We start from the raw sequence: 21,393 nt of genomic DNA on the forward strand, positions 1-21,393 counted from the left end.
ATAGAAATTCGGGACGAGGGGAGTTGAGCCCCGATGACAACCGCGCAGGAGCGAGCCGGCCTGATGGACCAGATCGGGTTGAACGCACAGAACAAAGCAGCGCTGGGTCAAGTGCTGGGAACCGGAAGCGTCGGGCGGGCCACCGAGGATGCAGATGGCCGCATGCATGCCACCATTCGCATCAACCCCGACGAGCTGACCTGGGATCCCGAAATTCTGGTCATGCCGCACGGAGGTGATATCGAGCTCGAGCTCATCAATGACGACATGAACACGCATTGCGCGCTCCTGCCGAGCAACGGCGACCGGAAGTTCATCTGGTTGGTGAACCAGTCGCGGGGACGGGCGAAACTCAACCTCGACGGACCGGGCTACTACTGGTTCAGCTCGCCCACGGGCAATGACGAGGGCCGGGGGCTGACCGGGGCCATCGTCGTCCTGGGGGACGCTCCGCCGGAGGCTCGCCTCGACCGTCCCGAACAGCCACGGCCGTAGAGAGGAGGAGGCGATGACCGCTCAATACGTGGACGCGGGTGAGGCTGTCGATCAGGGAACCCTGAGCTACAAGACCCCCGGAGGAGATATCGCGCCACCGGTAGTGGCCGACGTCGACTACGAGCGCATACTCAACGCCCGCGAGGAGCCGCAGAACTGGCTCACCTACTACGGCGCCTACAACGGACAGCGGTACAGCCCGCTGGACCAGCTCAACACGGAGAACGCCAAGCGCCTCGTCCCCGCCTGGGTCTTCCAGGCCGGCACGACGGGCCTGATCGCGGGTGCGTCGACCTATTCGTTCGAGGCCGCACCGATCGTCGTCGACGGAGTCATGTTCCTCTCCGGCTGGGACGGCTGGGTCTGGGCCCTGGACGCGAAGACGGGCGCGGAGATCTGGCGGTACAAGCATGCGGTCCCCTTCGACGTGTCCTTGTGCTGCGGGAACGTGAACCGTGGGGTCGCCGTGGCTCAGGGGAAGGTCTTCTTCGTCACGGCGAATGCTCGTGTGATCGCACTCGACGCCACCACCGGCAAGCGCGTCTGGGACAAGACCTACGGAGACGTCCGAGCCGGGGAGAGCGCCACACTCGCCCCGCTGGTCGTGAAGAACATGCTCATCGTCGGGAGTTCCGGCGGCGAGTTCGGCGTACGCGGCCACCTCGACGCGTTCGACCTCCACACCGGCGAGCACCAGTGGCGCTGCTACATGGTGCCGAAGCCCGGGGAGCCGGGCTCGGACACCTGGCCCGCCGACAGCGAGGCCTGGGCACGGGGTGGCGGCAACTGCTGGGTCACCGGCACCTTCGACCCGGAGACGAACCTGCTGTACGTCGGCACCGGCAACCCGGCGCCCGACTTCGACGGAGAGGTACGCGAGGGCGACAATCTCTTCACCGACAGCGTCGTAGCCGTCGACGTCGACAGCGGTCAGATCCGCTGGCACTACCAGTGCACCCCGCACGACGTGTGGGACTACGACAGCATCGCCGAGTGCATCCTGTTCGAGCAGGACGGGCGCAAGCTGCTCGGGCACTTCGACAAGAACGGCTACTTCTTCGTCCTCGACCGCACGAACGGCGCGATGGTCTCGATCACCCCCTTCGTGGACCGCATCACATGGGGGGCGATCACGAGGGACGGCCGGGTGACAGCCAAGGTGTACCCGGACAAGGAGGGAGAACCGGTCCACTTCTACCCGGGTCCGGCCGGCGCCAAGGAATGGACCCATGCGGCCTACAGCCCGAAGACCGGGCTCTTCTACGTCCCGGTCCAGGACACCGGCGCCACGGCCACCCGGCGGCGCCGGGAGTTCAAGGAGAGCATTCCGTACTGGGGCGCGGGCGTTCAGGTGGACATCGAGGACATGGCGGGGTCCATCAGCGCCTTCGACGCCACCGGTGAGGAGAAGTGGCGCTGGCGCAACGAACTCCCGATGTGCGCCTCGGTGCTGGTCACCGGCGGTGACCTGGTGTTCGCCGGTGAGCCCTCCGGGGAGTTCAACGCATTCGACGCCCGCACCGGGGAGCTGTTGTGGCAGTTCCAGTGCGGAAGCGGCCACCACAGCAGCCCGACCACCTACATGGTCGACGGCAGGCAGTACGTCGCCGTGCCGGTCGGTTGGGGCGGATGGGCCGAGGGGTTCCTCCCCGGCATGCTCGGCGCGGGGCACGGCAGCGCCCTGCTCGTCTTCGCCCTCCCGGAACCGATGTAGCGCGTGACCGGAGCCTGCCGCATCCGGTCTGAGAGGAGGTGAATCCATGGAGACTCAGCTCGCTGTGTGGGAGACACCCGAGTTCGACGAGATCACGGTCGCGGCCGAGGTGACCATGTACCTCGCTCAGTTGGAGGACTAGAGGACCAGCGGACGTGGGGCGGCGCCGGACCTGGTCCGGCGCCCTCCGACGGCCCGAGACGGCCACGGACGGCCGTGGACGACGGACCCGGATCGTCGAAGAAGGGAAGTGCCGGCGTGTTGCTGCGAGTGCTGGGCTCTGCGGCGGGGGGAGGCTCCCCGCAGTGGAACTGCGGCTGCCCGGTGTGCGCCGCGGTCCGCTCGCGGGCCGGCCTCGCGCGCACCCAGTCGTCGGTCGCGGTCAGCGCCGACCGCCGCCGGTGGTTCCTCATCAACGCCTCGCCCGACGTCCGCACCCAGATCGAGGCCTTCCCCGGCCTGCACCCCCACGACGACCGGACGACGCCGGTGGAGGCGGTGCTGCTCACCGACGCCGAGCTGGACCACACGCTGGGCCTGCTTCTGTTGCGCGAGGCCCGCGCCCTGCGGCTGTACGCCACGCCGGCGGTGCATAAGACCCTGTCCGACGGTTCGGGGATTCTGCGTACGCTCGAGCGCTACTGCCCGGTCGAGTGGCGTCCAGTGGTCCCCGGCGTCGACCTTGCCCTGGCGGACGGGCTGTCCTGCCAGGCGTTCGACGTGCCCACGGTCAAGCACGATCGGTTCGGAGCCGGGGTGGAGCACGGCCGCGTCGTGGGCTACCGGCTGACCGACGAGCGCAGCGGGGGGACGCTGGTGTACCTGCCAGGGGTGCAATCGCTGACACCGGCGCTGCACGTGGAGATCGAGGGCTGCGCATGCCTGCTGATCGACGGGACCTGCTGGCGTGACGACGAGCTCGTACGGCTCGGCCTGGCCCGCAGGACGTCCCGGCAGATGGGCCACCTGCCCATCGACGGCCCGGACGGCAGCCTGGCACAGCTCCCCTCGCTGGGCGTGGGGCGGACGATCTTCGTGCACATGAACAACACCAACCCGATCCTCCTGGAGGACGCACCCGAGCGGCGCACCTTGGCGGAGAGCGGCATGGAAGTGGCCATGGACGGCCTCGAGGTCCAGGTGTAGAGCCGTGACGACAACGACCACCAGAACCGGTGCCGACGGTTTCGTCGAGACGTTGCGGGCCCACTCGCGGCGATACCACGACCAGCACCCGTTCCACGTCCGGATGAACGCCGGCCGGCTGAATCGCCGGCAGATCCGGGGCTGGGTGGCCAATCGCTTCTACTACCAGGAGAACATCCCCCGCAAGGACGCCGCGATCCTTTCCAACTGCCCCGACCTCGAGGTCCGCCGCCGCTGGATCCGACGGATCATCGACCACGACGGCATCGCCGCCGGCGAGGGCGGGATCGAGGCGTGGCTGCGCCTCGGCGAGGCCGCCGGGCTGACCCGCGAGGAGATCCGGGACCACCGGCACCTGGTACCCGGGGTGCGGTTCGCCGTCGACGCCTACGTGAACTTCACCCGGGCCCGGCCGTGGGTCGAGGCGGTGGCGTCCTCGCTCACGGAGCTGTTCGCGCCCGACCTGATGGCCGCGCGGCTGGCCGCGTTCGAGCGGTGGTACCCGTGGATCGATCCCGAGGGCCTCGCCTACTTCCGCGCCCGCCTGGAGCAGGCTCCCCGGGACTGCGAGCACGCCCTCGAGGTGGTCACCGCGCACTGCCTCTCCGCCGAGTCCCAGGCGCGCGCCGTCGACGCGCTGTCGTTCAAGTGCGATGTCCTGTGGAGCCTCATGGACGCCATCGACCAGGCCTACCCGGAGTGACCAGCATGGACCCGACCCATACCGGAACGACGCAGACCGGAATCAGGACCCGACCCGGCGCCGGGGTCGCCGCCTCGGACCGGCCCCGGTTGGCGAGCCATGTCCGGCTGACCTTCTGCCGGACCAGGCAGCGCAAGGTACTGCTGCACCCCGAGACGGTGGTGGTGCTGAACGGCAGCGGCGCGGCCATCCTCGAGCTGTGCGACGGGCGGCACACCGTGGCCGAGATCGTGGCCGAGCTCGGCGCCCGCTATCAGTCCGCCCCTGAGGACGACGTACGGCAGTTCTTGACCCGGCTCGTCGCCCGGCGCTGGGTGGAGCTCACCGATGGATAGCCCCTTCGGGTTGCTCGCCGAACTCACCTACCGCTGCCCGCTGGCCTGCCCATACTGCTCCAACCCGCTGAACATGGCCGGCTACCAGGACGAGCTGGCCACCGACGAGTGGCGGCGGGTGCTCGCCGAGGCCGGCGACCTCGGGGTTCTGCAGTGCCACCTGTCCGGCGGGGAACCGCTGCTGCGGCGAGACCTGGTGGCGCTCGTGGCCCATGCCCACGACCTGGGGCTCTACACCAACCTCATCACCAGCGCCCTCGGGTTCTCGCGTCCGAGGGCCGAGCAGCTGCGGGCCGTCGGCCTGGATCACGTGCAGATCAGCATCCAGGCCGACGAACCGACCGTGTCCGACCGGATCGCAGGGATCCCGTCCTTCCAACGCAAGATCGAAGCGATGGGCGTGGTCAAGGAGCTGGGCTGGCCGCTCACCATGAACGTGGTGCTGCACCGGCACAATATCGACCGTGTCGCCGACGTGCTCAGGCTGGCCGAGGAGGTGGGCGCCGACCGCGTGGAGCTGGCCAACACCCAGTACTACGGCTGGGCTTGGCGAAACCGTGACGCGCTGTTGCCGAGCCGGGCCCAGCTCGAGGCGGCCGAGGCCGTCGTGCGAGTTGCCCGCGAGCGGCTGCGGGACCGCATGGACGTCATCTACATCATCCCCGACTACTACAGCCGGTACCCGAAGCCCTGCATGGGCGGCTGGGCGTCCCGGCAGCTGACCGTGACGCCGAACGGCGACGTTCTGCCCTGCCCGGCCGCCCAGTCCCTGCCGTTGCCGCGGGCCAGCGTGCGGGAGGACCCGCTGCAGCGGATCTGGGCCGAGTCCCCGGTGATGACCGCGTTCCGGGGGACCGACTGGATGCCGGAGCCCTGCCGGAGCTGCTTCCGGCGGGACGTGGACTTCGGCGGGTGCCGCTGCCAGGCGTTCCTGCTCACCGGTGACGCCGCCCGCACCGACCCGGTCTGTCACCTCTCGCCCGACCACGACCTGGTCGCCCGGGCGGTCGAGGCCGCCAACGCCGACTCGCGGGCCGATGATCTTCCGCTGGCCCCCCGCTCGCATCGACCTGGTGTGCCACCAGTCGCCCGAGCCCGACCTGGTCGGGTGGGCGGTCGAGGCCGCCAACGCTGACCCGCGGGCCGATGATCTTCCGCTGATCCCGTGCTCGGCGGCCTGCCTCCCGGTGGAGCGGGCCGAGCCCGCTCGAGTTGACGCGGGCTAGCCGCCGGACCACAACGGCAGTGCCGCGGCGGCGATGATCAAGGTGACCCCGCTCAGCAGGTCCGAGCGGATCCGGATGAGGCGCGCCGCGGCCCGCCCGAGCCGCAGTCCGACCAGCGACATCACCGCCGTAATGGCGCCGAATACGGGGGCGGAGAACCATGGCGAGAGCCCGAGGACCCCCAGGCTCGCCCCGGCGAGCAAGTTGTCCAGGCTCAGCGTCAACGGGATGCCGAACAACGCCCACGGGTGGTCCAGCTGGTCCGGCTCGCCGTTCCGAAGGGCCGAGATGACGAGGTAGAGACCGTACCCACCGAGCGCGGCCACGCCCACCCAATCGGCGACGTCCCCGACGGACTCCCCGATCTGGTGACCGATCAACATTCCGGTCAGGGGCATAATCGCGTCCCACAGCCCGAAGGTCAGCGCAACCTGCACTGCGCGTTTCAGGCCGAATGGGACGGTGCCCAGCGCGATCGATACCCGGAAATTGTCGAGACTGAGTACGAAACCCAGGATCAGTATTTCCCAGATCATGACGACGCCGCTGCCCGATGACGACCGACGCCGACAGAAACGACCGTGCTCTGGAGAGCATTCGCCATAATTCTACATATTATCTCAGATGCTTCGCGAAAAAAACTTGACAAGCCGGCTTCCGGAAGATTTCCGACGCTACTCGTCCGACGGTGGCCGTCGCTTCCGGAACGGCTCGCTGATTGAACGTGTGCGCATCATTTTGAACACCGCGTACGTGGCGTTGTCCGGGCCGACATTGACGTCGTTGGGGGATTTAAGACACCGAGAGATGCTCGGAGTCGGCTTCACGTGCTCCGCGGGTGACTATCGGGCACGGGTGGGACAACGGATTGAGGTCCTGCGCCGGGCAGCGGCCCACCTGCCGCAGGCCCATCTGCCGTACGGTGCCCACGGTGGCACTGGTTCCCCGGGTGCGGGTGATGTGCCTGCGGGATAGGCTTTTGACGACAAGGTCAGGTTCCCCCGGGCGTTTTCAGACGACAGACGCCGGTCGCCTTGTGCGCGACAACCATTTCTTTCTGCGAGGACCCGACGAGAGCGGTGCTCTCTCGTATCCCGCAGCGTGGGCATCCTAACTCCCTCCCCTCGAAGCCTGTCTCGCGCTCGGTGGGCCGCAGTGGCACCGACTTCAGGGTCTGCGGCTCGCAATACCTGTGGAGGCCGGGATGAGAGTTGTCGTTGATCTTTCCCGATGCGAGGGGTATGCGCAGTGCGCGTTCCTGGCACCGGACGCGTTCCGGATGCACGGCGAGGAAGCGCTGATGTACGACCCGATGCCCGACGACGCCCTGCGTGACCAGGTGCTGCGTGCCGCGGCGGCCTGTCCGGTCCAGGCGATTCTGGTCGACCGGCTGGAGGGACGGGACGTACCGGTGGAGGCGTCGGCGTCATGACCAGCGCGGACAACCTGCAGGCGTTCAAGCGCGACGGCCGCATCGTGATCGTCGGGGCGTCACTGGCGGGGCTGCGTGCCGCGGAGGCGCTGCGCGGCGAGGGATTCACCGGCTCGTTGACCATGATCGGTGACGAGTTGGGCGAGCCCTATGACCGGCCTCCCCTGTCCAAGCAGGTGCTGACCGGGTGGGTGTCGGCCGAGGACACCACGCTGCCGCGACGCCGTGACATCGATGCGGAGTGGCTGCTGGGCGTGCCCGCCGAAGGGCTGGACCTGGCCACCAACCAGGTGCGTCTCGCCGACGGGCGCGAAGTTCCCTTCGACCGGGTGCTGATCTCCACCGGGGTGCGGGCCCGGCCGTGGTTCGTCGAGAGCGAGGCGGCCCTGGACGGGGTGTTCGTGGTGCGTACGCGCGAGCACGCCGAGGGTCTGCAGCGAGCCCTCGCCGCCGGCCCCTCCCGGGTCCTGGTCATCGGTGCGGGATTCACCGGTTCCGAGATCGCCTCCATCTGCCGCGAACGGGACATCCCGGTGACCGTCGCCGAACTCGCGGCGGCCCCGCTGGTCGGGGCGCTCGGTGCCCTGATCGGTGAGGTCGCCTCCGACATGCAGCGCGCTCATGGCGTCGACCTGCGCTGCGGTGTCAAGGTCACCCAGTTGGAGGGCGATGCCCAGGGGCGGTTCCGCCGTGCTCACTTCGACGACGGCAGTACGGTCGACGCCGACGTGGCGGTGGTGGCGCTCGGGGGCATCCGCAACACCGAGTGGCTGCAGGGCTCGGGACTGGCGGCAGGTGTCTGGGGAATCGCCTGCGACACCGGCTGCCGCGCCCTCACCCTCGACGGCCTGATCACTGACGACGTCTTCGCCGCCGGGGACGTGGCACGTTGCCCGAACCCGATCTACGAGTACCGGCTCATCTCACTGGAGCACTGGGCCAATGCCGTGGAGCAGGCAGAGGTCGCGGCCCACAACATGGTCAGTGGCCAGGCGGACCGCTGGCCTCACCTGTCCATCCCGCTGTTCTGGTCGATCCAGTTCGGCGTCAACATCAAGTCCGTCGGCGTGCCGACCTTCGCCGACGAGGTCGTCGTCACCCAGGGATCGGTGTCCGACCGTCGTTTCGTCGCCGCATACGGCTACCGGGGCCGTGTCACCGCGGCGGTGAGCTTCAACAACGCCAAGTGGCTCGACCACTACCGGCAGTTGATCGAGACGGCCGCGCCCTTCCCGCCGCCCTGCCCCACGCCCGACCAGCCCGTCGATATGAAGCCGGTGCCCGTCGACTTCCCCGGTCCCGTCCTGCTGGCCCAGGGCGCCACCGTGGTCGTCACCGGCCATGACCCGGGCGAACGGCGCGTCACGGCCGCGCAGCAGCACCACCGGTAGGAGGGAGAGCGAGATGACCACGCCCGAGACGCCCGACACCCTCCGCCGGATCCTCGACTACTCCTCCCGGCCCGACCCGTACCCGCTGTACGCCGAGTTGCGCAGGACGCCGGTGGCCCGGCAGGAGGACGGCAGCTATGTCATCAGCACCTATCGCGAGTTGGCAGACATCCTCCACAACCCGCACCTGAGCTCCGACGTGCGCAATCTGTCGCGTCCGATGCCCTCAGTCCAGGCCGAGAGCACGCCGGCGTTCATCAACATGGATCCACCTGAGCATGACCGCCTGCGGCGTATGGCAATGCGCCATTTCGGTCCCCCGCACACCCCGGGGCTGGTGGCCGGCATGGAGGGCGACCTGACCGCCATCGTCACCAGCCTGATCGACGACTTCGCGGGCAAGGAGCAGATCGACGTCGTCGACGACTTCGCCTACCCGTTCCCCGTCACCGTCATCTGCCACCTGCTCGGCGTGCCACGCGAGGACGAACCACGGTTCCACCTGTGGGTCAACGACATCATCAACTCGATTGACTACAACCCCAAGACCGACCCGAAGGAAAAACTGGACAAGGGCGTGCAGGCCCGCAAGGACCTGCGTGAGTACCTCGGCGGGCTGCTGGAACAACGCCACGGCCGGCCGGGCGAGGACCTGCTGACACGGCTGGCCAACGACGACGGTCCGGACGGGCGGATGACGGACGAGGAAATCGTCGCCACCGCCAACCTGCTGCTGATCGCCGGCCACGAGACCACCGTCAACCTCATCACCAACGGCATGCTGACGCTGCTGCGCCACCCGCAGGTGCTGCAGCGACTGCGCGACGACCCGGACCTGGTCGTGCCGCTGGTCGAGGAACTGCTGCGCTACGAGCCCCCCGTGCACATCATTCCCTGGCGGGCGGCGTACAGCGACATCCCTGTCGCCGACACCGTCATCCCGAAGGGCTCGCAGATCATGCTCATGCTCGCCTCGGGCAGCCGCGACCCGGACCGTTTCCATGAACCCGACCGCTTCGACCCCGACCGGCAGGACAATGAGCACCTTGGGTTCGGCAGCGGCATCCACCTGTGCTTCGGCGGTCCCCTGGCCCGGCGGGAGACCCAGATCGCGCTGACCGAACTGGTACGCCGCCTCGACCGGCCCAGTCTGGTCACCGACCCACCGCCGTACCGGCGAAGCCCCGTGCTTCGCGGGCCGATCCACCTGCACATCGAGCAGGGCAACGGGTGACGTGACGGTCTTTGCCCGATCGAAGGTCGGCCTGCCGGCCGGTGGCCGACCGGCCACGGAAGCCGGGGATTCCCGTGTTCAGCGCCAGAGCCGGTCGAGCGCGTCGTTGAGCGTCGTGGCGGCCATGATGAGGGACAGATGGGTGAAGGCCTGCGGGAAATTGCCGAGTTGTTCTCCACTCGGACCGATCTCCTCGGCGAACAGGCCGACGTGGTTCGCGTAGGTCTGCATCTTCTCGAAGGTATAGCGGGCCTCGGCGAGCCGCCCCGCGCGGGTGAGGGCGTCGACGTACAGGAACGTGCAGAGACTGAACGTTCCCTCGGTGCCGCGCAGTCCGTCGGGAGACGCGCGGGGGTCGTAGCGGTAGACCAGGCTGTCGGAGACGAGGACGCGGTCCATGGCGTCCAGAGTGTTGAGCCAGCCGGGGCTTCGGGGGGAGATGAATCCGACCCGGGGGGCGAGCAGGAGGGACGCGTCCAGGACGTCGCCTCCGTAGTACTGGACGAGGGCCTGCTCCTTCTCGTTCCAGCCGCGTTCCATGACCTGTTCCAGGATCTCGTCCCGGACGCGGGTCCAGCGCGCGGTGTCGGCCGGCCTGCTGAACTCGGCCGCCAGCTTCGTGCCACGGTCGAAGGCGGTCCAGCACATCACCCGGCTGTAGGTGAAGTCCTTGCGTCCGCCCCGGGTCTCCCAGATTCCCTCGTCGGGACGGTCCCAGGAGTCCGCGAGCCAGTCCAGGGTGGCCGCAAGGCTCTTCCATCCGTGGTAGCCCGCGTGCTCCCCGACCTCGCGGCCCTCGGCGAGGCCGTACATGGCCTCGCCGTAGATGTCGAGCTGCAGCTGGTCGGCGGCGGCGTTGCCGGCCCGGACCGGGTAGGAGCCGCGGTACCCCTCGAAGTGCTCCAGGATCTCCTCCGTCAGATGAGGGTCACCGTCGACGCGGTACATGATCTGCAGGGGTTCGCCGTTCGGTCCCTCACGGGCGCCGAGGCGGTCACCGAGCCAGTGGCTGAAGCGGGTCGCCTCCTCGACGAAGCCGAGATCGAGCAGGGCCCGGATCGACAGGGAACCGTCCCGCACCCAGGTGTACCGGTAGTCCCAGTTGCGCTCACCCCCGACCTGCTCGGGCAGCCCCATGGTGGCGGCGGCGACCGGAGCGCCCGTGGGGGCGTAGGTCAGGAGCTTGAGCGTGATGGCGGAGCGGTACACCATGTCCGTCCAACGGCCGCGGTAGCGCGAGGTGCGCACCCACAGCTGCCAGAAGTCGATGGTGTCCCGGATGTCTTCGGTGATCCCCTCGGTGGTGGGTGTCGGTGGCGCCTGCTCGCTCGGCGGGCCCATGGTGAAGACCATGACAGCCATCCCTCCCGCGTTGAGCGTGATGGCGCCCCGGACGTCCTGCCCGTCCCTTTGGAGCGGGATGTCGCCCGCAAGATACGCCGTCGCGCCCGGAGCGTGGAACGTCGCCCGCTCAGACGTCAGATCGAGTTGGTGACCGGCCCGCGCATAGTCGAACCGCGGCCGGCATTCGAGCTCGAATCGGGCGGTGCCGCGCACCGTGCGGGCCACACGCACCAATTGGTGCCGGTCGGTCGCTCGCGGACCCGGCTGGACCGGCATGTAGTCGATGATCTCGCCGACTCCGTCGGGCGACATGAAGCGGGTCACCAGGACGGCGGTGTCCGGGTAGTAGAGCTGCTTCCAGGTCCCTTCGGGGTGCTCCGGCGCGAGCAGGAAGTGGCCGCCGCCGTCGTGGTCGAGCAGGGCGGCGAAGACGCTGGGCGAGTCGAAGCGCGGTGCCGCGAACCAGTCGATCACGCCGTGTGACGACACCAGAGCCGCGGTCTGCAGATCCCCTATGAGCCCGTGGTCGGCGATGGGCGGATAGCGATCCATGACGGTCTCCTTGCTGGTTCCCTGCTCAGGCTGCCGGCGCCGCGCCCCGTCCCGTGCGGACGGCATCGACGAGTGCCTCGTGGTCCCGCACCGGTACCGATGACAACGACGTCGTAGTGCCGCGCTTCGGTCATCCCGGCCACCAACCTCGGAGCCTTGTCCGGTCCTGCTGGGATGAAGGAAAGATCCGCCCCAGCCGCCATCCCGCCCCGTTCACCAACGTATCTCCGAGTGATACGCCCGGCGAGTTGGGTCATTCGGCCGAGTCGGAGCGCGATGGATCTTCGATCACTCACCCCACGGGGCGGCAACAGCTGGGGACTGCGCACGCCCCGAAATGCTCCGCTCTCGGCCGAAGGCCGCCGACGCCTGGTCGAGCGATGCCAGACCCGACCAATCGCCCACGTCGCCGCGGAGATGGGGATCTCCCGGGCCTGCGCGTCGAAGTGGGGCAACCGCTACCGGCGCCACGGCGAGCTCGGTTTCCTCGACCGCTCCTCGACACCGCACCGACAGCCGACCGCTACACCGGCTGAGGTGATCGCGCGGATCGAAGACCTGCGCCGCAACCGCAAATGCTCGGCAGCCCGCATCGCCTTTGAGCTCACCAGTGAGGGGAACCCGATCAGTCGACGCACTGTGAGTCGGCACCTGGTCCAGATGGGGCTGAATCGACGGCGCTTCATCGACCCCAACGGCGGGCGCCCCAGCCAATCGTCGCCAGACGCCCCGGGCACTGTCTCCGCCGGGTTGTTGCTGACCTCGCACTACGGAGAGACGCTGCACAGTGTCGGAGCCCGTGTGATGTACGGGGCGTCGATGCTGTACGTGCTCGCGGCGGTGCTGGCGTGGAAGCCGGGCGGCGGCTCGGCCCGCCCTGTCTGGCACGCGTCAGGTTTCCTCGCACTCGCCTCGGCCCAGGTCGTGCTCGGCATCGCGCACGTCCCGTCGGTCCATCTCCCCCTGGGTGTCTTGATGTTCGGCCTGAGTGTGCTGGCGTTGGCCCGGCGCTGAGGTCCGACACCGTCCCCGCCCGCGCGGCCCGGGCCGATGCCGACCAGTGATGGCGACGGGGACGACCAGGCTGACGCCACGCGGCGTGGTGCGGCACACGGATGCGGTCGGCCTCCTCCCGCCGTACGAACGACCGCTCCATGAGGGCCGGGGGCCGGGGAATCCAGTTGCCGCCTTCGTTCGTTCGGTGATCGAGTGGGCGGATGGACCATGAAGCGGTACTTTCCCTGTTCGACCGGCAGATGCGACAGGGCGCGCGAGCCGACGACCCTGGGGCGAGGGTCGAGCAGATCGGTGACGTGGTGCGGCAGATCGGCGCTGGCAACGACGACTGGAACGGCGTCGTCTGGTCCGATCTGGATGAGGTCACGGCGGACGCGGCGATCACGGCACAGGTCCAGTACTTCGCCTCGCTGGGGCGCGAGTTCGAATGGAAGCTGTATGGGCACGACGAGCCCAGTGATCTTGCCGGGCGGCTGCGGACTGCGGGGTTCTCCCCCGAGCCTGAGGAGACCTTGATGGTCGCCGAGATCGACGACCTTTCCATCGGCGTCGAACTACCTGAGGGCGTCCATCTGCAGTCGGTCACCGGCCCGTCCGGCGTGGATCTCGCGGTCGACGTCCACGAGCAGGCGTTCGGCACGAGTGCCGTCCGGCTGCGCCACCGCATGCTCTCGCAACTGGTCGGGAGGCCGGAAACCTTGAGCATGGTCGTCGCGATGGCCGGCGAACTGCCGGTGTGCGCCGCCCGGATGGAACTCCACCCGGGCACCGCCTTCGCCGGCCTTTGGGGCGGGGGCACCGTCCCTGCATGGCGAGGTCGGGGCATCTACCGAGCGTTGGTCGCCCACCGGGCCCGTATTGCCGCCGAACTCGGCTATCGCTATCTGCAGGTCGATGCCTCCAGCCAGAGCCGCCCTATCCTGCAACGCCTCGGGTTCGCCGTTCTGAGCACCACCACGCCACACGTGTACCGGCCGGAGAGCCTCTGAGGGCAGGCGTCATTTCAGGCGGCGGGTTTCTGGCCGGGTGTCCCAACGGTAGTGGTTGCGGCCTACCCTCGGTCGCTCTTAGCCTCCGGTCTTGATGAGCGGCGCGTCTCGTGTGAACTCCCGGAACCCGACGCTGTAGTACAGCCCACGCGCCTTGGGATGTCCTGGTGCGCCCAGACAGACGACCGTCGTGTGATGGGCCCCGGCCTCCCGTGCCAGATGCATCCCGTGCAGCAGCATCGCCCTGCCCAGTCCGAGCCGTCGGTAGTCGGGATGCGTTCCGACCGGCTCGAACTGGGCGGTCTTGTTCGCCTCGTCGAGCCACATGATCGTCGATGCGGCCATCGTTCCGTCCGGCGCCTCCACCAGGACGTGCAGGTCGCCGCGGTACGGCGGTGTCCGCCGGACTCCCTCGTAGCTCTCGGCCGTATATGTTGACGGAGCCCAGGCGTCCACATGGGCCTGGACCGCGGCCTGCGGGCCGGCCTCGTCAGCGGTGCGGAATCGGAATCCGTCCGGCAGCACCGGCCGTTCCACGTCATCGAGGTCCCGCTCATTGAGCTGTGTCCAGGAGCCGGTGTCGCCGAGTGAGGCCGGATCGGTCTCATAGCCGTGCGCCGCCCATCGCTCCAGGGCGAACTCATCGGCGGCGCTCGGCATCACGGTGCGCTCGATGCCGACCGTGACACCGTCGTACCAGTCGATCACCTCGTCCACCAGCTCGCTGTGGTCGGGATGAACCTGATATCCCAGAAGGGCGCTGGTGACGTCCTTCACCGACCCGTCGCTCCGCCTCGCCCGGTGTGGCAGACAGGCCCACCCCCACGCGACCAGAACATCACCGGAGAACCACAGCCGACGCAGCCAGCTCTCGCCGTCGCTCACGTGCCCCTTGCCCCAGATCCAGGCCAGCTCTCCCAACGACGCATCGCTGTTCACCAGGTCGGGACGGACGGCCGTAACCCGCTGCGCCAGGCCCTGCATGAGCCGTAGGTCCGCAGCAGTCAGGAGGTCGGAGTCATCATCCATGGTGCGCCACTGTGTCAGGGCTCCGCGCAGCCATCGAGCCATTTTCCAGGGGCGGAGCTCTTCCCGCTCCCAGTCGTCCCAAGGACCCCCGCCGCCGACCCGGTGCCCCACCCCCAGGACGGGCTAGGCTCCGGAGCATGCGGATCTCCGTCTCCTCGGACATGGACGAACCCGTGGCGCGCTTCCTTGTGGACGAGCTGCGCCGGCGGGGTCATGAGGTGCGTACGTACGGCGCGCTTCAGCCCGGGGCGGACGCGCAGTGGGCGGTCTGTTCCGAGGCTGCCGCGCGGGACCTGGTCGCCGGGGCGGCGGATCTGGCCGTCGTGTGCTGCTGGACGGGTACGGGTGCCTCGATCGCCGCGAACAAGGTGCCGGGCGTACGGGCGGCTCTGTGCACGGACGCCTACACCGCGGACGGCGCCCGCCGCTGGAACGACGCCAATGTGCTGGCCCTGGGCCTGCGGCTGACCTCTGAACCGGTCCTCAAGGAGATCCTCGACGCCTGGTTCGCGGCCGCGCCCAGCGAGGACCCCGAGGACCGGGAGAACGTGGCCCACATCGGACACCTCGACGCCGGAAGGGATCACTCCTGATCGTCCGGCAGGGCCACTTCCTCGTGGTTCAGCGGGCGTCCCGATGCGTCAGTGGGCGCCCAGCCCGCCGCCGCCGAACGAGCCGCTCGAGCCCTTGCTCCAGCGTGGGCGGTCCTTCGATGCGCTCGGCCGGGTCTGTTGGTTGCGTAGTTCGTACGGGGTGAGCGCACGGCCGCCCTTGGGGATCTGGGGGATCTCCTCGGACTCCCGGTTCTCCCGGATCTCGTGGACCGCGCCGTCCGGCGGCAGGTGCGGTTGTTCTTCGGGGCGTGGCCTGGGCGGCTCGCGGAACTTGACGCGGGAGCCCAGCCAGAAGCTTCCGGCGAGCAACGCCAGAACGACGACTGCCACCAGGAAGAGCACGAGACTCAGCAAGCCGCTCGACGCGGCCAATTGCATCGATTCGGTACTCATAGAACAGGGATACCCCACCCAGAACCGGATGAAAAGGGCACAGTCTGTGACTGACGGTGGACACCCGGCGACCGGCGAACCGGGTTTGACTCCGCCCCCACCGGCTACCCGCCCGGTGTGACCTCGACGACTTCACAGCAGGAGCTCTACCGGTTCCTGGAGGACCGCTTCGTATGTGCGCAGGCGTGCGCGGAATGCGCCAGAGCGTGCGCCCTGCGCGCGAGCGCTCTGGACCCGGACGGCACCGACGAACAGGATCGCGTACGGCGTCAGGGCATCATGTGCGCGGAGGTGTGCGACGCCACCTGCCATCTGCTGTCCGAGCAGGGATGCCAGGACGAGATCGGTCTCCGTGTCCAGTTGGAGTGGTGCCGGACGGTCTGCCTGGAGTGCGCCCACGCCTTCGACGGGCGGCCCGGCGCCGAGAAGGGCGCGGCGGCATGCCGGGCGTGCGCGCAGGCCTGCACGGACTTCATCCACACGCTGGGGTGACCGCCATCCTTCGTGGTCCGCCCGCATGGTGAGGCGCGTACGCCAAGGGTGGATCGTGACCCGACGCCGGCCCGGGCGGCGCTGTCCGCGGACGGCCACGCGGATCACCACGTGGGCCTCTGGTCGACGTAGATCATCCGTGTTACGAATAGCCATGCCTGCTAACGAGGGACCCGGGACGCACCGCACCTACGACGCCGTCATCGTCGGCGGCGGCCACAACGGCCTGGTCGCGGCCGCCTATCTGGCCCGGGCCGGCCGGTCCGTGCTGGTGCTGGAGCGGCTGGACCACACCGGCGGCGCGGCCGTCTCGACCCGCCCGTTCGCGGGCGTCGACGCCCGCCTTTCGCGCTACTCCTACCTGGTCAGCCTGCTGCCCCGGAAGATCGTGCGCGACCTCGGCCTCGAGTTCCAGGTCCGCGGCCGCACCGTCTCCTCGTACACCCCCGTCGAACGGAACGGACAGCCGACCGGGCTTCTCGTCGGTGCCGGCGACCGGCGCACCCGGGAGGCCTTCGCCCGACTGACGGGCGGCGAGCGGGAGTACGAGTCCTGGCAGCGCTTCTACGGCATGACCGGCCGGGTCGCCGAGCGCGTCTTCCCGACCCTGACCGAACCGCTGCCCACCCGCGACGAACTGCGCCGCCGCGTCGACGACGAGACCGCCTGGCGGGCGCTGTTCGAGGAGCCCATCGGCGTCGCCGTCGAGGAGAACTTCGCCGACGACCTGGTGCGCGGCGTCGTCCTCACCGACGCGCTCATCGGCACCTTCGCCGACGCCCACGACACCTCCCTGCAACAGAACCGCTGCTTCCTCTACCACGTCATCGGCGGCGGCACCGGCGCCTGGGACGTCCCCGTCGGCGGTATGGGCGCCCTCACCGACGCGCTGGCCGGCGCCGCGCGCGCCGCGGGCGCGGTGATCGCCACCGGGCACGAGGCGATACGCATCGACACCGACGGACGGACCGCCGAGGTGACCTACCGGACGGCCGACGGCGAGGGCGTCGCCGCCGCCCGCCACGTCCTGGTGAACGCCTCACCTCAGGCGCTCGCGGCCCTCACCGGCGACGCCGCCCCGACACCGGCCGAGGGCGCACAGCTGAAGGTCAACATGCTCCTCGAGCGGCTGCCGAGGCTGCGCGACACCTCCGTCGACCCGCGGGAGGCGTTCGCCGGTACCTTCCATATCGCCGAGGGCTACGAGCAGTTGGCCGCCGCCCACGCCCAGGCCGCGTCCGGCGAACTCCCCAGCGCCCCGCCCTCCGAGATCTACTGCCACTCCCTCACCGACCCCACGATCCTCGGCCCGGACCTGGTCGAACGCGGCTACCAGACCCTCACCCTGTTCGGCCTGCACACGCCTGCCCGCCTCTTCGCCGGGGACGACGTGGACCACGACGCCGTACGCGACGACCTCCTGAAGTCGACCGTCGCCCAGCTCGACGCCCACCTCGCCGAACCCCTCGCCGACTGCCTCGCGACCGACGCCGACGGCCGCCCCTGCATCGAGGCGAAGACCCCGCTGGACCTCGAACGCGACCTGCGCCTGCCCGGCGGCAACATCTTCCACCGCGCACTCGCCTGGCCCTACGCTCAGGAGGACACCGGCCGCTGGGGCGTCGAGACCCGGCACGCCAACGTCCTGCTGTGCGGAGCGGGCGCGGTGCGCGGGGGAGGGGTGAGCGGTGTGCCGGGACACAATGCGGCGATGGCGGTCCTGGAACAGGACCGACCGACGGGATGACGGATCATGTCCGATGACGCGTACCGCCGTGTCCGTGACTTCTACGACGAGCTGGCCCCCGACTACCACCGGATCTTCCCCGACTGGGACGTGAGCATGGCCCGCCAGGCCGCCATGCTGGACGCCCTGGTCGGACGGCGGTTGGGCGCGGGGCCGCACCGGATGCTGGACTGCGCCTGCGGCATCGGCACCCAGGCGATCGGGCTCGCCCTCGCCGGACACCGCGTCGTCGGCACCGACCTGAGCGCGGTCGCCGTCACGCGGGCCGCCGCCGAGGCCGCGGCCCGGGGCACCGTGCTCCCGGCCGCGGCGGCGGACATGCGCGCTCTGCCGTTCCGCCCCGCCGCCTTCGACGTGGTGCTGTGCGTCGACAACGCGCTTGCGCACCTGCCCACGGACGAAGACCTCGACGCGGCCCTGCGGGACATGCGACGGGTCCTGCGCGACGACGGCCTGCTGGTCGTCACCGTGCGGGACTACGACGAAGCCCGCCGCACCCGCCCGACCGCGACACTGCCGCAGGTCTCGGACCCCGGCGACGGGCGCGGCCGAGTGATCACCTTCCAGCTCTGGCACTGGCGCGACGACGGCGAGCACTACGACCTCGAACACTTCCAGCTCGTGCCCGACGGGACGGGCTGGGAGGTACGCGTCCGTCGTTCCCCCTACCGGGCCCTCACGCGCGCCCGGTTGACGGACGCGGTGAGCGCCGCCGGATTCGTCGACGTCACCTGGCACGAGCCGCGCAGCAGCGGCTTCTACCAGCCGGTGCTCACCGCGTCGTCCTAGGACCGGCCTGTCTCCCGTATGTGCCCTAGTCGGCCGACGGCTCCCAGCCCACCGCCACGACACGGGCCGCGTCCGCCGGTCGTGCCCCGTCGAACAGGACGGTGTCGCCCGCCTCCACGCGCAGGGCGTCGACGTACGCGCCGCGCCCGACGTAGAGCCGGTCGGTGGTGTACCGCCAGCGCAGGGCCACCTGCCGCCCCGCCGGGAGGGCCGCGGTCAGCCGGTGCCAGACGCGGCCCGACCATCCCGTGGCCGTACCGGCCGGATGGTCCTCGGGAGCGTCGCCGTGGTGGCTGGTGGTGAACGGGACCGGCTGCCAGGTGGCGCCCCCGTCGGCCGTGGACTCCAGGACGAGCACGTCCGACTCGGGCTCGGTGTCCCACCACAGGGAGCACCGCAGCCGGGCGTCCCCGCCGGACGTGTCCAGCGCGGGGAGCGCGAGCATCGCGGTCGTGGCGCTCGCCATCCCCGAGAACCAGGCCGTACGGCCCTGCGCCGGGCGGACCGCCACGGCACGCGCCAGGTTGTTGCCCGCGGCGACCCGGGGAGCGGAACCCGAGCGCCAACTGCGCACGGGGTGGACCGAGTTGCCGAGCAGGACGAGGAAGGAGTCGGTGGTCGGGTCGAGGACCAGCGCGGTGCCGGTGAAGCCCGTGTGGCCCGCCGTGCGCGGGGTGGCCATCGCGCCCATGTACCAGTGTTGGTAGAGCTCGAAGCCGAGACCGTGGTCGTCACCGGGGAAGGCCGTGTTGAAGTTGGTGAACAACAGGTCCACGGACTCGGGCTTGAGGATGCGCGTCCGGTCGTAGACGCCCCGGTTGAGCAGCGTACGGCCGAGGACCGCGAGGTCCCACGCGCGGGAGAACACCCCCGCGTGGCCCGCGACGCCGCCCAGACTGTAGGCGTTCTCGTCGTGCACCTCGCCCCACACCAGCCCCCTGTCCAGCCCGGACCAGGGGCGCCGCGCGTCCTCCGTCGCCGCGATCTTCGGTTTCCAGGAGGCGGGCGGGTTGTAGCGGGTGCGGTGCAGGCCCAGCGGCGCGGTGATCTCGTCGTGGAGGAGGGTGTCCAGGCTGCGTCCCGTGATCCGCTCCAGGACGAGCTGGAGGGAGATCAGGTTGAGATCCGAGTAGAGGTACGTGGTGCCGGGCGGGTTGAGGGGGGCCTGGTCCCAGATGAGCTGGAGCTTCCCCTCGTACGTCGGCGCGTTGTACAGCGGGATCCAGGCGCGGAAACCCGAGGTGTGCGTGAGGAGTTGACGGATCGTGATGTCCTGCTTGCCCGCGGCCGCGAACTCCGGGACGTACGAGGCGACCGTCGCCTCCAGCTCCAGCGCGCCGCGCTCCATCTGCTGCACGGCGAGCAGCGAGGTGAACAGCTTGGAGACGGAGGCGAGGTCGAAGACGGTGTCCTCGGCCATGGGGATCTGCTGATCGGCAGGGAACTCGACGCCCGTGTCGGTCTTTTCGTCGTACGCCGAGTAGCGCACGGCCATGCCGATGGGCTGGTGCAGGGCCACGGTGCCGCCGCGGCCGGCGAGCAGCACGGCGCCTGCGTACCAGGGGTGCTTGGGAGAGGGGGCGAGGAACGCCCGGGCGTCGGTGACGAGTTGATCCAGGTGCGCGGAGAGGAGCCCCGCGCGCTCGGGGGAGCCATGGCTGAGCGTGGGGGCGCCGCCGGTCGCCGGTGCGGCTTCGGCGTGTGCCGCCGAGGGGAGGGACGCAAGTGCCAGCGCGCCGCCCAACGCCACTGTGTGAATGCCCAATTGGCGGCGGGTCAGCCCGTCCGTCGCCGTCCCTCTGTCCGCCGCGCCGTTGGTCATCCTGAGGCCTCCCGCCTGAAAGTATCTTTCGGGGCTTGCCTTGCGCGGTGAAACTTTCCTGTCAGGCGGGGTGCGTGTCAATGGGGATGCGCGAGGTTCACCCCGGTCGGTCCTCGTAGCTCTGGAACCGGTGCGTGTCGAAATAGCGGGCGGTCGAGAAGGGGTGGGCGCGCTCGGTGAGCATGCGATGGACGAACTCGGATGCCGAACCGCCGAACCGGAGCCGTCATGAGGCATCGGCCGGCAGGCCGTCCACGACCGGCGCGGGCCGTTCGGCGACCAGCGCCACACGCCGTACGCCCTCGTCGTCGGACACGGTCCCGGCGCCGATCCACCAACTCCCGTACGCCCAGGCGCGCATGTCCACCACGTGCGGGCCGAAGGGTTCGAGCAGGGCCAGTCCCGTCGTCCCGTCCGCCGACGCGTCGACACACCCACCCATGGCGAGGTTGTGCGGGGAGCCGTACCAGTCACTGATCCCCTCGACGAGATCCGCCAGCGAGACCTCCGGCGACACGGCAAGGCACACATGCCGGGGCGGGTGCCCGGCCACCCCGCACTGCACAGGCCGGCGGCTCCGCGAGACCAACCGTGTCACGGCGGTGCGCAGTTCGTCCCGCCCCATGAGCTTCTTCGCTTCCCGGCGTCGGCGTGCCGCCCTTGCGTCTTCCCTGATCCCTCGGATCTCCCGCCTGATGCGAAAGCCGATGTACCACCACGCCGGGAGCGCCGCGACCGCACTCATCAGCCGGTCCTCGACGGACTGGCCCGCCCCGAAGGTGATCGACCCGTAGAGAGCCGCCCACATCATCGCGAAGCCCAGCAGGCGATTCATGAATCCTCCGATCCCTGGGGAAGATCGGGTCGGTCCTACAGCAGGTCCGGACCCGAACGCCAGTCGTCGGAGCCTTCGGACGAATCGCCCACCG

22 protein-coding genes are annotated in these 21,393 nt (G+C 69.6%); 16 read left to right on the plus strand and 6 right to left on the minus strand.

All coding sequences use genetic code 11. The annotated features are described in order from the left end of the window. Nucleotides 1-33 precede the first annotated feature (33 nt). The 7 genes from ABZ910_RS23925 (at nt 34) to pqqE (ending at nt 5,528) form a co-directional block, all read left to right on the plus strand. Nucleotides 34-495, plus strand: a complete 462-nt coding sequence (locus tag ABZ910_RS23925; RefSeq protein ID WP_361368621.1) for an MSMEG_3727 family PQQ-associated protein — start codon at nt 34-36, stop codon at nt 493-495. Nucleotides 496-508: 13 nt separating this feature from the next. Continuing rightward, on the plus strand, nt 509-2,209 hold the full coding sequence (locus ABZ910_RS23930; protein WP_361368623.1) for a PQQ-dependent dehydrogenase, methanol/ethanol family: 1,701 nt from the start codon (nt 509-511) through the stop codon (nt 2,207-2,209). Between the two features lie 46 nt (nt 2,210-2,255). Further along, nucleotides 2,256-2,351 (plus strand): pyrroloquinoline quinone precursor peptide PqqA, encoded by a 96-nt coding sequence (gene pqqA, locus ABZ910_RS23935; RefSeq protein WP_361368625.1) that lies wholly within the window; start codon nt 2,256-2,258, stop codon nt 2,349-2,351. Between the two features lie 116 nt (nt 2,352-2,467). Then, the gene (pqqB, locus tag ABZ910_RS23940; protein ID WP_361368627.1) at nt 2,468-3,355 is read left to right on the plus strand and encodes a pyrroloquinoline quinone biosynthesis protein PqqB; all 888 of its coding nucleotides are present in this window, start codon (nt 2,468-2,470) and stop codon (nt 3,353-3,355) included. A 4-nt stretch (nt 3,356-3,359) separates the two neighbouring features. Further along, nucleotides 3,360-4,058, plus strand: a complete 699-nt coding sequence (gene pqqC, locus ABZ910_RS23945) for a pyrroloquinoline-quinone synthase PqqC (RefSeq protein ID WP_361368629.1) — start codon at nt 3,360-3,362, stop codon at nt 4,056-4,058. A gap of 5 nt (nt 4,059-4,063) precedes the next feature. Continuing rightward, nucleotides 4,064-4,393 carry a pyrroloquinoline quinone biosynthesis peptide chaperone PqqD gene (gene pqqD / locus ABZ910_RS23950; protein ID WP_361368631.1) on the plus strand — a complete coding sequence of 110 codons (330 nt, stop codon included), beginning with the start codon at nt 4,064-4,066 and terminating at the stop codon, nt 4,391-4,393. Continuing rightward, complete coding sequence (pqqE, locus tag ABZ910_RS23955) at nt 4,386-5,528, plus strand: pyrroloquinoline quinone biosynthesis protein PqqE (protein ID WP_361368632.1); 1,143 nt, start codon at nt 4,386-4,388, stop codon at nt 5,526-5,528. Before pqqD ends, pqqE begins: the two co-directional genes overlap by 8 nt. A gap of 87 nt (nt 5,529-5,615) precedes the next feature. Here pqqE and ABZ910_RS23960 read toward each other — a convergent pair whose 3' ends face one another. Continuing rightward, nucleotides 5,616-6,155: a manganese efflux pump gene (locus ABZ910_RS23960; RefSeq protein WP_361368634.1), complete on the minus strand. Its 540-nt coding sequence runs from the start codon at nt 6,153-6,155 to the stop codon at nt 5,616-5,618. Between the two features lie 668 nt (nt 6,156-6,823). On the opposite strand from ABZ910_RS23960, the gene ABZ910_RS23965 reads away from it, so the two are divergent. Genes ABZ910_RS23965 through ABZ910_RS23975 form a run of 3 tightly spaced genes read left to right on the plus strand, consistent with a single transcriptional unit; the run spans nt 6,824 to nt 9,676 of the window. Beyond that, nucleotides 6,824-7,051, plus strand: a complete 228-nt coding sequence (locus tag ABZ910_RS23965) for a ferredoxin (protein ID WP_361368636.1) — start codon at nt 6,824-6,826, stop codon at nt 7,049-7,051. After that, nucleotides 7,048-8,442, plus strand: coding sequence for an FAD/NAD(P)-binding oxidoreductase (locus tag ABZ910_RS23970; protein WP_361368638.1), 1,395 nt, complete (start codon nt 7,048-7,050; stop codon nt 8,440-8,442). Before ABZ910_RS23965 ends, ABZ910_RS23970 begins: the two co-directional genes overlap by 4 nt. Nucleotides 8,443-8,455: 13 nt before the next feature. Next, nucleotides 8,456-9,676: a cytochrome P450 gene (locus ABZ910_RS23975; RefSeq protein ID WP_361368640.1), complete on the plus strand. Its 1,221-nt coding sequence runs from the start codon at nt 8,456-8,458 to the stop codon at nt 9,674-9,676. A gap of 78 nt (nt 9,677-9,754) precedes the next feature. On the opposite strand, the gene ABZ910_RS23980 is transcribed toward ABZ910_RS23975, so the two are convergent. Continuing rightward, nucleotides 9,755-11,572 (minus strand): glycoside hydrolase family 15 protein, encoded by a 1,818-nt coding sequence (locus ABZ910_RS23980; protein ID WP_361368642.1) that lies wholly within the window; start codon nt 11,570-11,572, stop codon nt 9,755-9,757. 276 nt (nt 11,573-11,848) lie between these two features. Between ABZ910_RS23980 and ABZ910_RS23985 the strand changes: the two genes are divergently transcribed. Together ABZ910_RS23985 and ABZ910_RS23990 are read left to right on the plus strand one after the other, a co-directional pair. Next, entirely contained in the window at nt 11,849-12,586 is a 738-nt protein-coding gene (locus tag ABZ910_RS23985) for a leucine zipper domain-containing protein (RefSeq protein WP_361368643.1), read from the plus strand. Nucleotides 12,587-12,789: 203 nt separating this feature from the next. Next, the gene (locus tag ABZ910_RS23990) at nt 12,790-13,578 is read left to right on the plus strand and encodes a GNAT family N-acetyltransferase (RefSeq protein WP_361368645.1); all 789 of its coding nucleotides are present in this window, start codon (nt 12,790-12,792) and stop codon (nt 13,576-13,578) included. 78 nt (nt 13,579-13,656) lie between these two features. On the opposite strand, the gene ABZ910_RS23995 is transcribed toward ABZ910_RS23990, so the two are convergent. Next, complete coding sequence (locus tag ABZ910_RS23995) at nt 13,657-14,607, minus strand: GNAT family N-acetyltransferase (RefSeq protein ID WP_361368647.1); 951 nt, start codon at nt 14,605-14,607, stop codon at nt 13,657-13,659. 137 nt (nt 14,608-14,744) lie between these two features. Between ABZ910_RS23995 and ABZ910_RS24000 the strand changes: the two genes are divergently transcribed. Beyond that, nucleotides 14,745-15,200, plus strand: coding sequence for an RpiB/LacA/LacB family sugar-phosphate isomerase (locus tag ABZ910_RS24000; RefSeq protein ID WP_361368649.1), 456 nt, complete (start codon nt 14,745-14,747; stop codon nt 15,198-15,200). A gap of 48 nt (nt 15,201-15,248) precedes the next feature. On the opposite strand, the gene ABZ910_RS24005 is transcribed toward ABZ910_RS24000, so the two are convergent. Beyond that, entirely contained in the window at nt 15,249-15,614 is a 366-nt protein-coding gene (locus tag ABZ910_RS24005; protein ID WP_361368651.1) for a DUF6479 family protein, read from the minus strand. A gap of 117 nt (nt 15,615-15,731) precedes the next feature. Here ABZ910_RS24005 and ABZ910_RS24010 point away from each other — a divergent pair, with 117 nt between their 5' ends. From ABZ910_RS24010 to ABZ910_RS24020, 3 genes are all read left to right on the plus strand, one after another. Further along, the gene (locus tag ABZ910_RS24010) at nt 15,732-16,106 is read left to right on the plus strand and encodes a ferredoxin (protein ID WP_361368653.1); all 375 of its coding nucleotides are present in this window, start codon (nt 15,732-15,734) and stop codon (nt 16,104-16,106) included. Between the two features lie 154 nt (nt 16,107-16,260). Then, nucleotides 16,261-17,853 carry an NAD(P)/FAD-dependent oxidoreductase gene (locus ABZ910_RS24015; protein ID WP_361368655.1) on the plus strand — a complete coding sequence of 531 codons (1,593 nt, stop codon included), beginning with the start codon at nt 16,261-16,263 and terminating at the stop codon, nt 17,851-17,853. A 6-nt stretch (nt 17,854-17,859) separates the two neighbouring features. Next, the gene (locus tag ABZ910_RS24020) at nt 17,860-18,642 is read left to right on the plus strand and encodes a class I SAM-dependent methyltransferase (protein WP_361368657.1); all 783 of its coding nucleotides are present in this window, start codon (nt 17,860-17,862) and stop codon (nt 18,640-18,642) included. Between the two features lie 25 nt (nt 18,643-18,667). Here ABZ910_RS24020 and ABZ910_RS24025 read toward each other — a convergent pair whose 3' ends face one another. Continuing rightward, nucleotides 18,668-20,464 (minus strand): serine hydrolase, encoded by a 1,797-nt coding sequence (locus ABZ910_RS24025; RefSeq protein WP_361368658.1) that lies wholly within the window; start codon nt 20,462-20,464, stop codon nt 18,668-18,670. Nucleotides 20,465-20,690: 226 nt separating this feature from the next. Beyond that, nucleotides 20,691-21,299 (minus strand): hypothetical protein, encoded by a 609-nt coding sequence (locus ABZ910_RS24030; protein ID WP_361368660.1) that lies wholly within the window; start codon nt 21,297-21,299, stop codon nt 20,691-20,693. Nucleotides 21,300-21,393: the final 94 nt, after the last annotated feature.

Origin of the sequence: Streptomyces sp. NPDC046805 (assembly GCF_040645355.1) — a bacterium.
Lineage (GTDB): Bacteria > Actinomycetota > Actinomycetes > Streptomycetales > Streptomycetaceae > Streptomyces.

Excerpts from the sequence above, each read along its gene's own strand:
- ABZ910_RS23925 (WP_361368621.1), top strand. The coding sequence starts at position 34 with ATGACAACCGCGCAGGAGCGAGCCGGCCTGATGGACCAGATCGGGTTG.
- ABZ910_RS23930 (WP_361368623.1), top strand. The coding sequence starts at position 509 with ATGACCGCTCAATACGTGGACGCGGGTGAGGCTGTCGATCAGGGAACC.
- pqqA (WP_361368625.1), top strand. The coding sequence starts at position 2,256 with ATGGAGACTCAGCTCGCTGTGTGGGAGACACCCGAGTTCGACGAGATC.
- pqqD (WP_361368631.1), top strand. The coding sequence starts at position 4,064 with ATGGACCCGACCCATACCGGAACGACGCAGACCGGAATCAGGACCCGA.
- pqqE (WP_361368632.1), top strand. The coding sequence starts at position 4,386 with ATGGATAGCCCCTTCGGGTTGCTCGCCGAACTCACCTACCGCTGCCCG.
- ABZ910_RS23960 (WP_361368634.1), bottom strand. The coding sequence starts at position 6,155 with ATGATCTGGGAAATACTGATCCTGGGTTTCGTACTCAGTCTCGACAAT.
- ABZ910_RS23965 (WP_361368636.1), top strand. The coding sequence starts at position 6,824 with ATGAGAGTTGTCGTTGATCTTTCCCGATGCGAGGGGTATGCGCAGTGC.
- ABZ910_RS23970 (WP_361368638.1), top strand. The coding sequence starts at position 7,048 with ATGACCAGCGCGGACAACCTGCAGGCGTTCAAGCGCGACGGCCGCATC.
- ABZ910_RS23975 (WP_361368640.1), top strand. The coding sequence starts at position 8,456 with ATGACCACGCCCGAGACGCCCGACACCCTCCGCCGGATCCTCGACTAC.
- ABZ910_RS23980 (WP_361368642.1), bottom strand. The coding sequence starts at position 11,572 with ATGGATCGCTATCCGCCCATCGCCGACCACGGGCTCATAGGGGATCTG.
- ABZ910_RS23985 (WP_361368643.1), top strand. The coding sequence starts at position 11,849 with ATGGATCTTCGATCACTCACCCCACGGGGCGGCAACAGCTGGGGACTG.
- ABZ910_RS23990 (WP_361368645.1), top strand. The coding sequence starts at position 12,790 with ATGGACCATGAAGCGGTACTTTCCCTGTTCGACCGGCAGATGCGACAG.
- ABZ910_RS23995 (WP_361368647.1), bottom strand. The coding sequence starts at position 14,607 with ATGGATGATGACTCCGACCTCCTGACTGCTGCGGACCTACGGCTCATG.
- ABZ910_RS24000 (WP_361368649.1), top strand. The coding sequence starts at position 14,745 with ATGCGGATCTCCGTCTCCTCGGACATGGACGAACCCGTGGCGCGCTTC.
- ABZ910_RS24005 (WP_361368651.1), bottom strand. The coding sequence starts at position 15,614 with ATGAGTACCGAATCGATGCAATTGGCCGCGTCGAGCGGCTTGCTGAGT.
- ABZ910_RS24015 (WP_361368655.1), top strand. The coding sequence starts at position 16,261 with ATGCCTGCTAACGAGGGACCCGGGACGCACCGCACCTACGACGCCGTC.
- ABZ910_RS24020 (WP_361368657.1), top strand. The coding sequence starts at position 17,860 with ATGTCCGATGACGCGTACCGCCGTGTCCGTGACTTCTACGACGAGCTG.
- ABZ910_RS24025 (WP_361368658.1), bottom strand. The coding sequence starts at position 20,464 with ATGACCAACGGCGCGGCGGACAGAGGGACGGCGACGGACGGGCTGACC.
- ABZ910_RS24030 (WP_361368660.1), bottom strand. The coding sequence starts at position 21,299 with ATGAATCGCCTGCTGGGCTTCGCGATGATGTGGGCGGCTCTCTACGGG.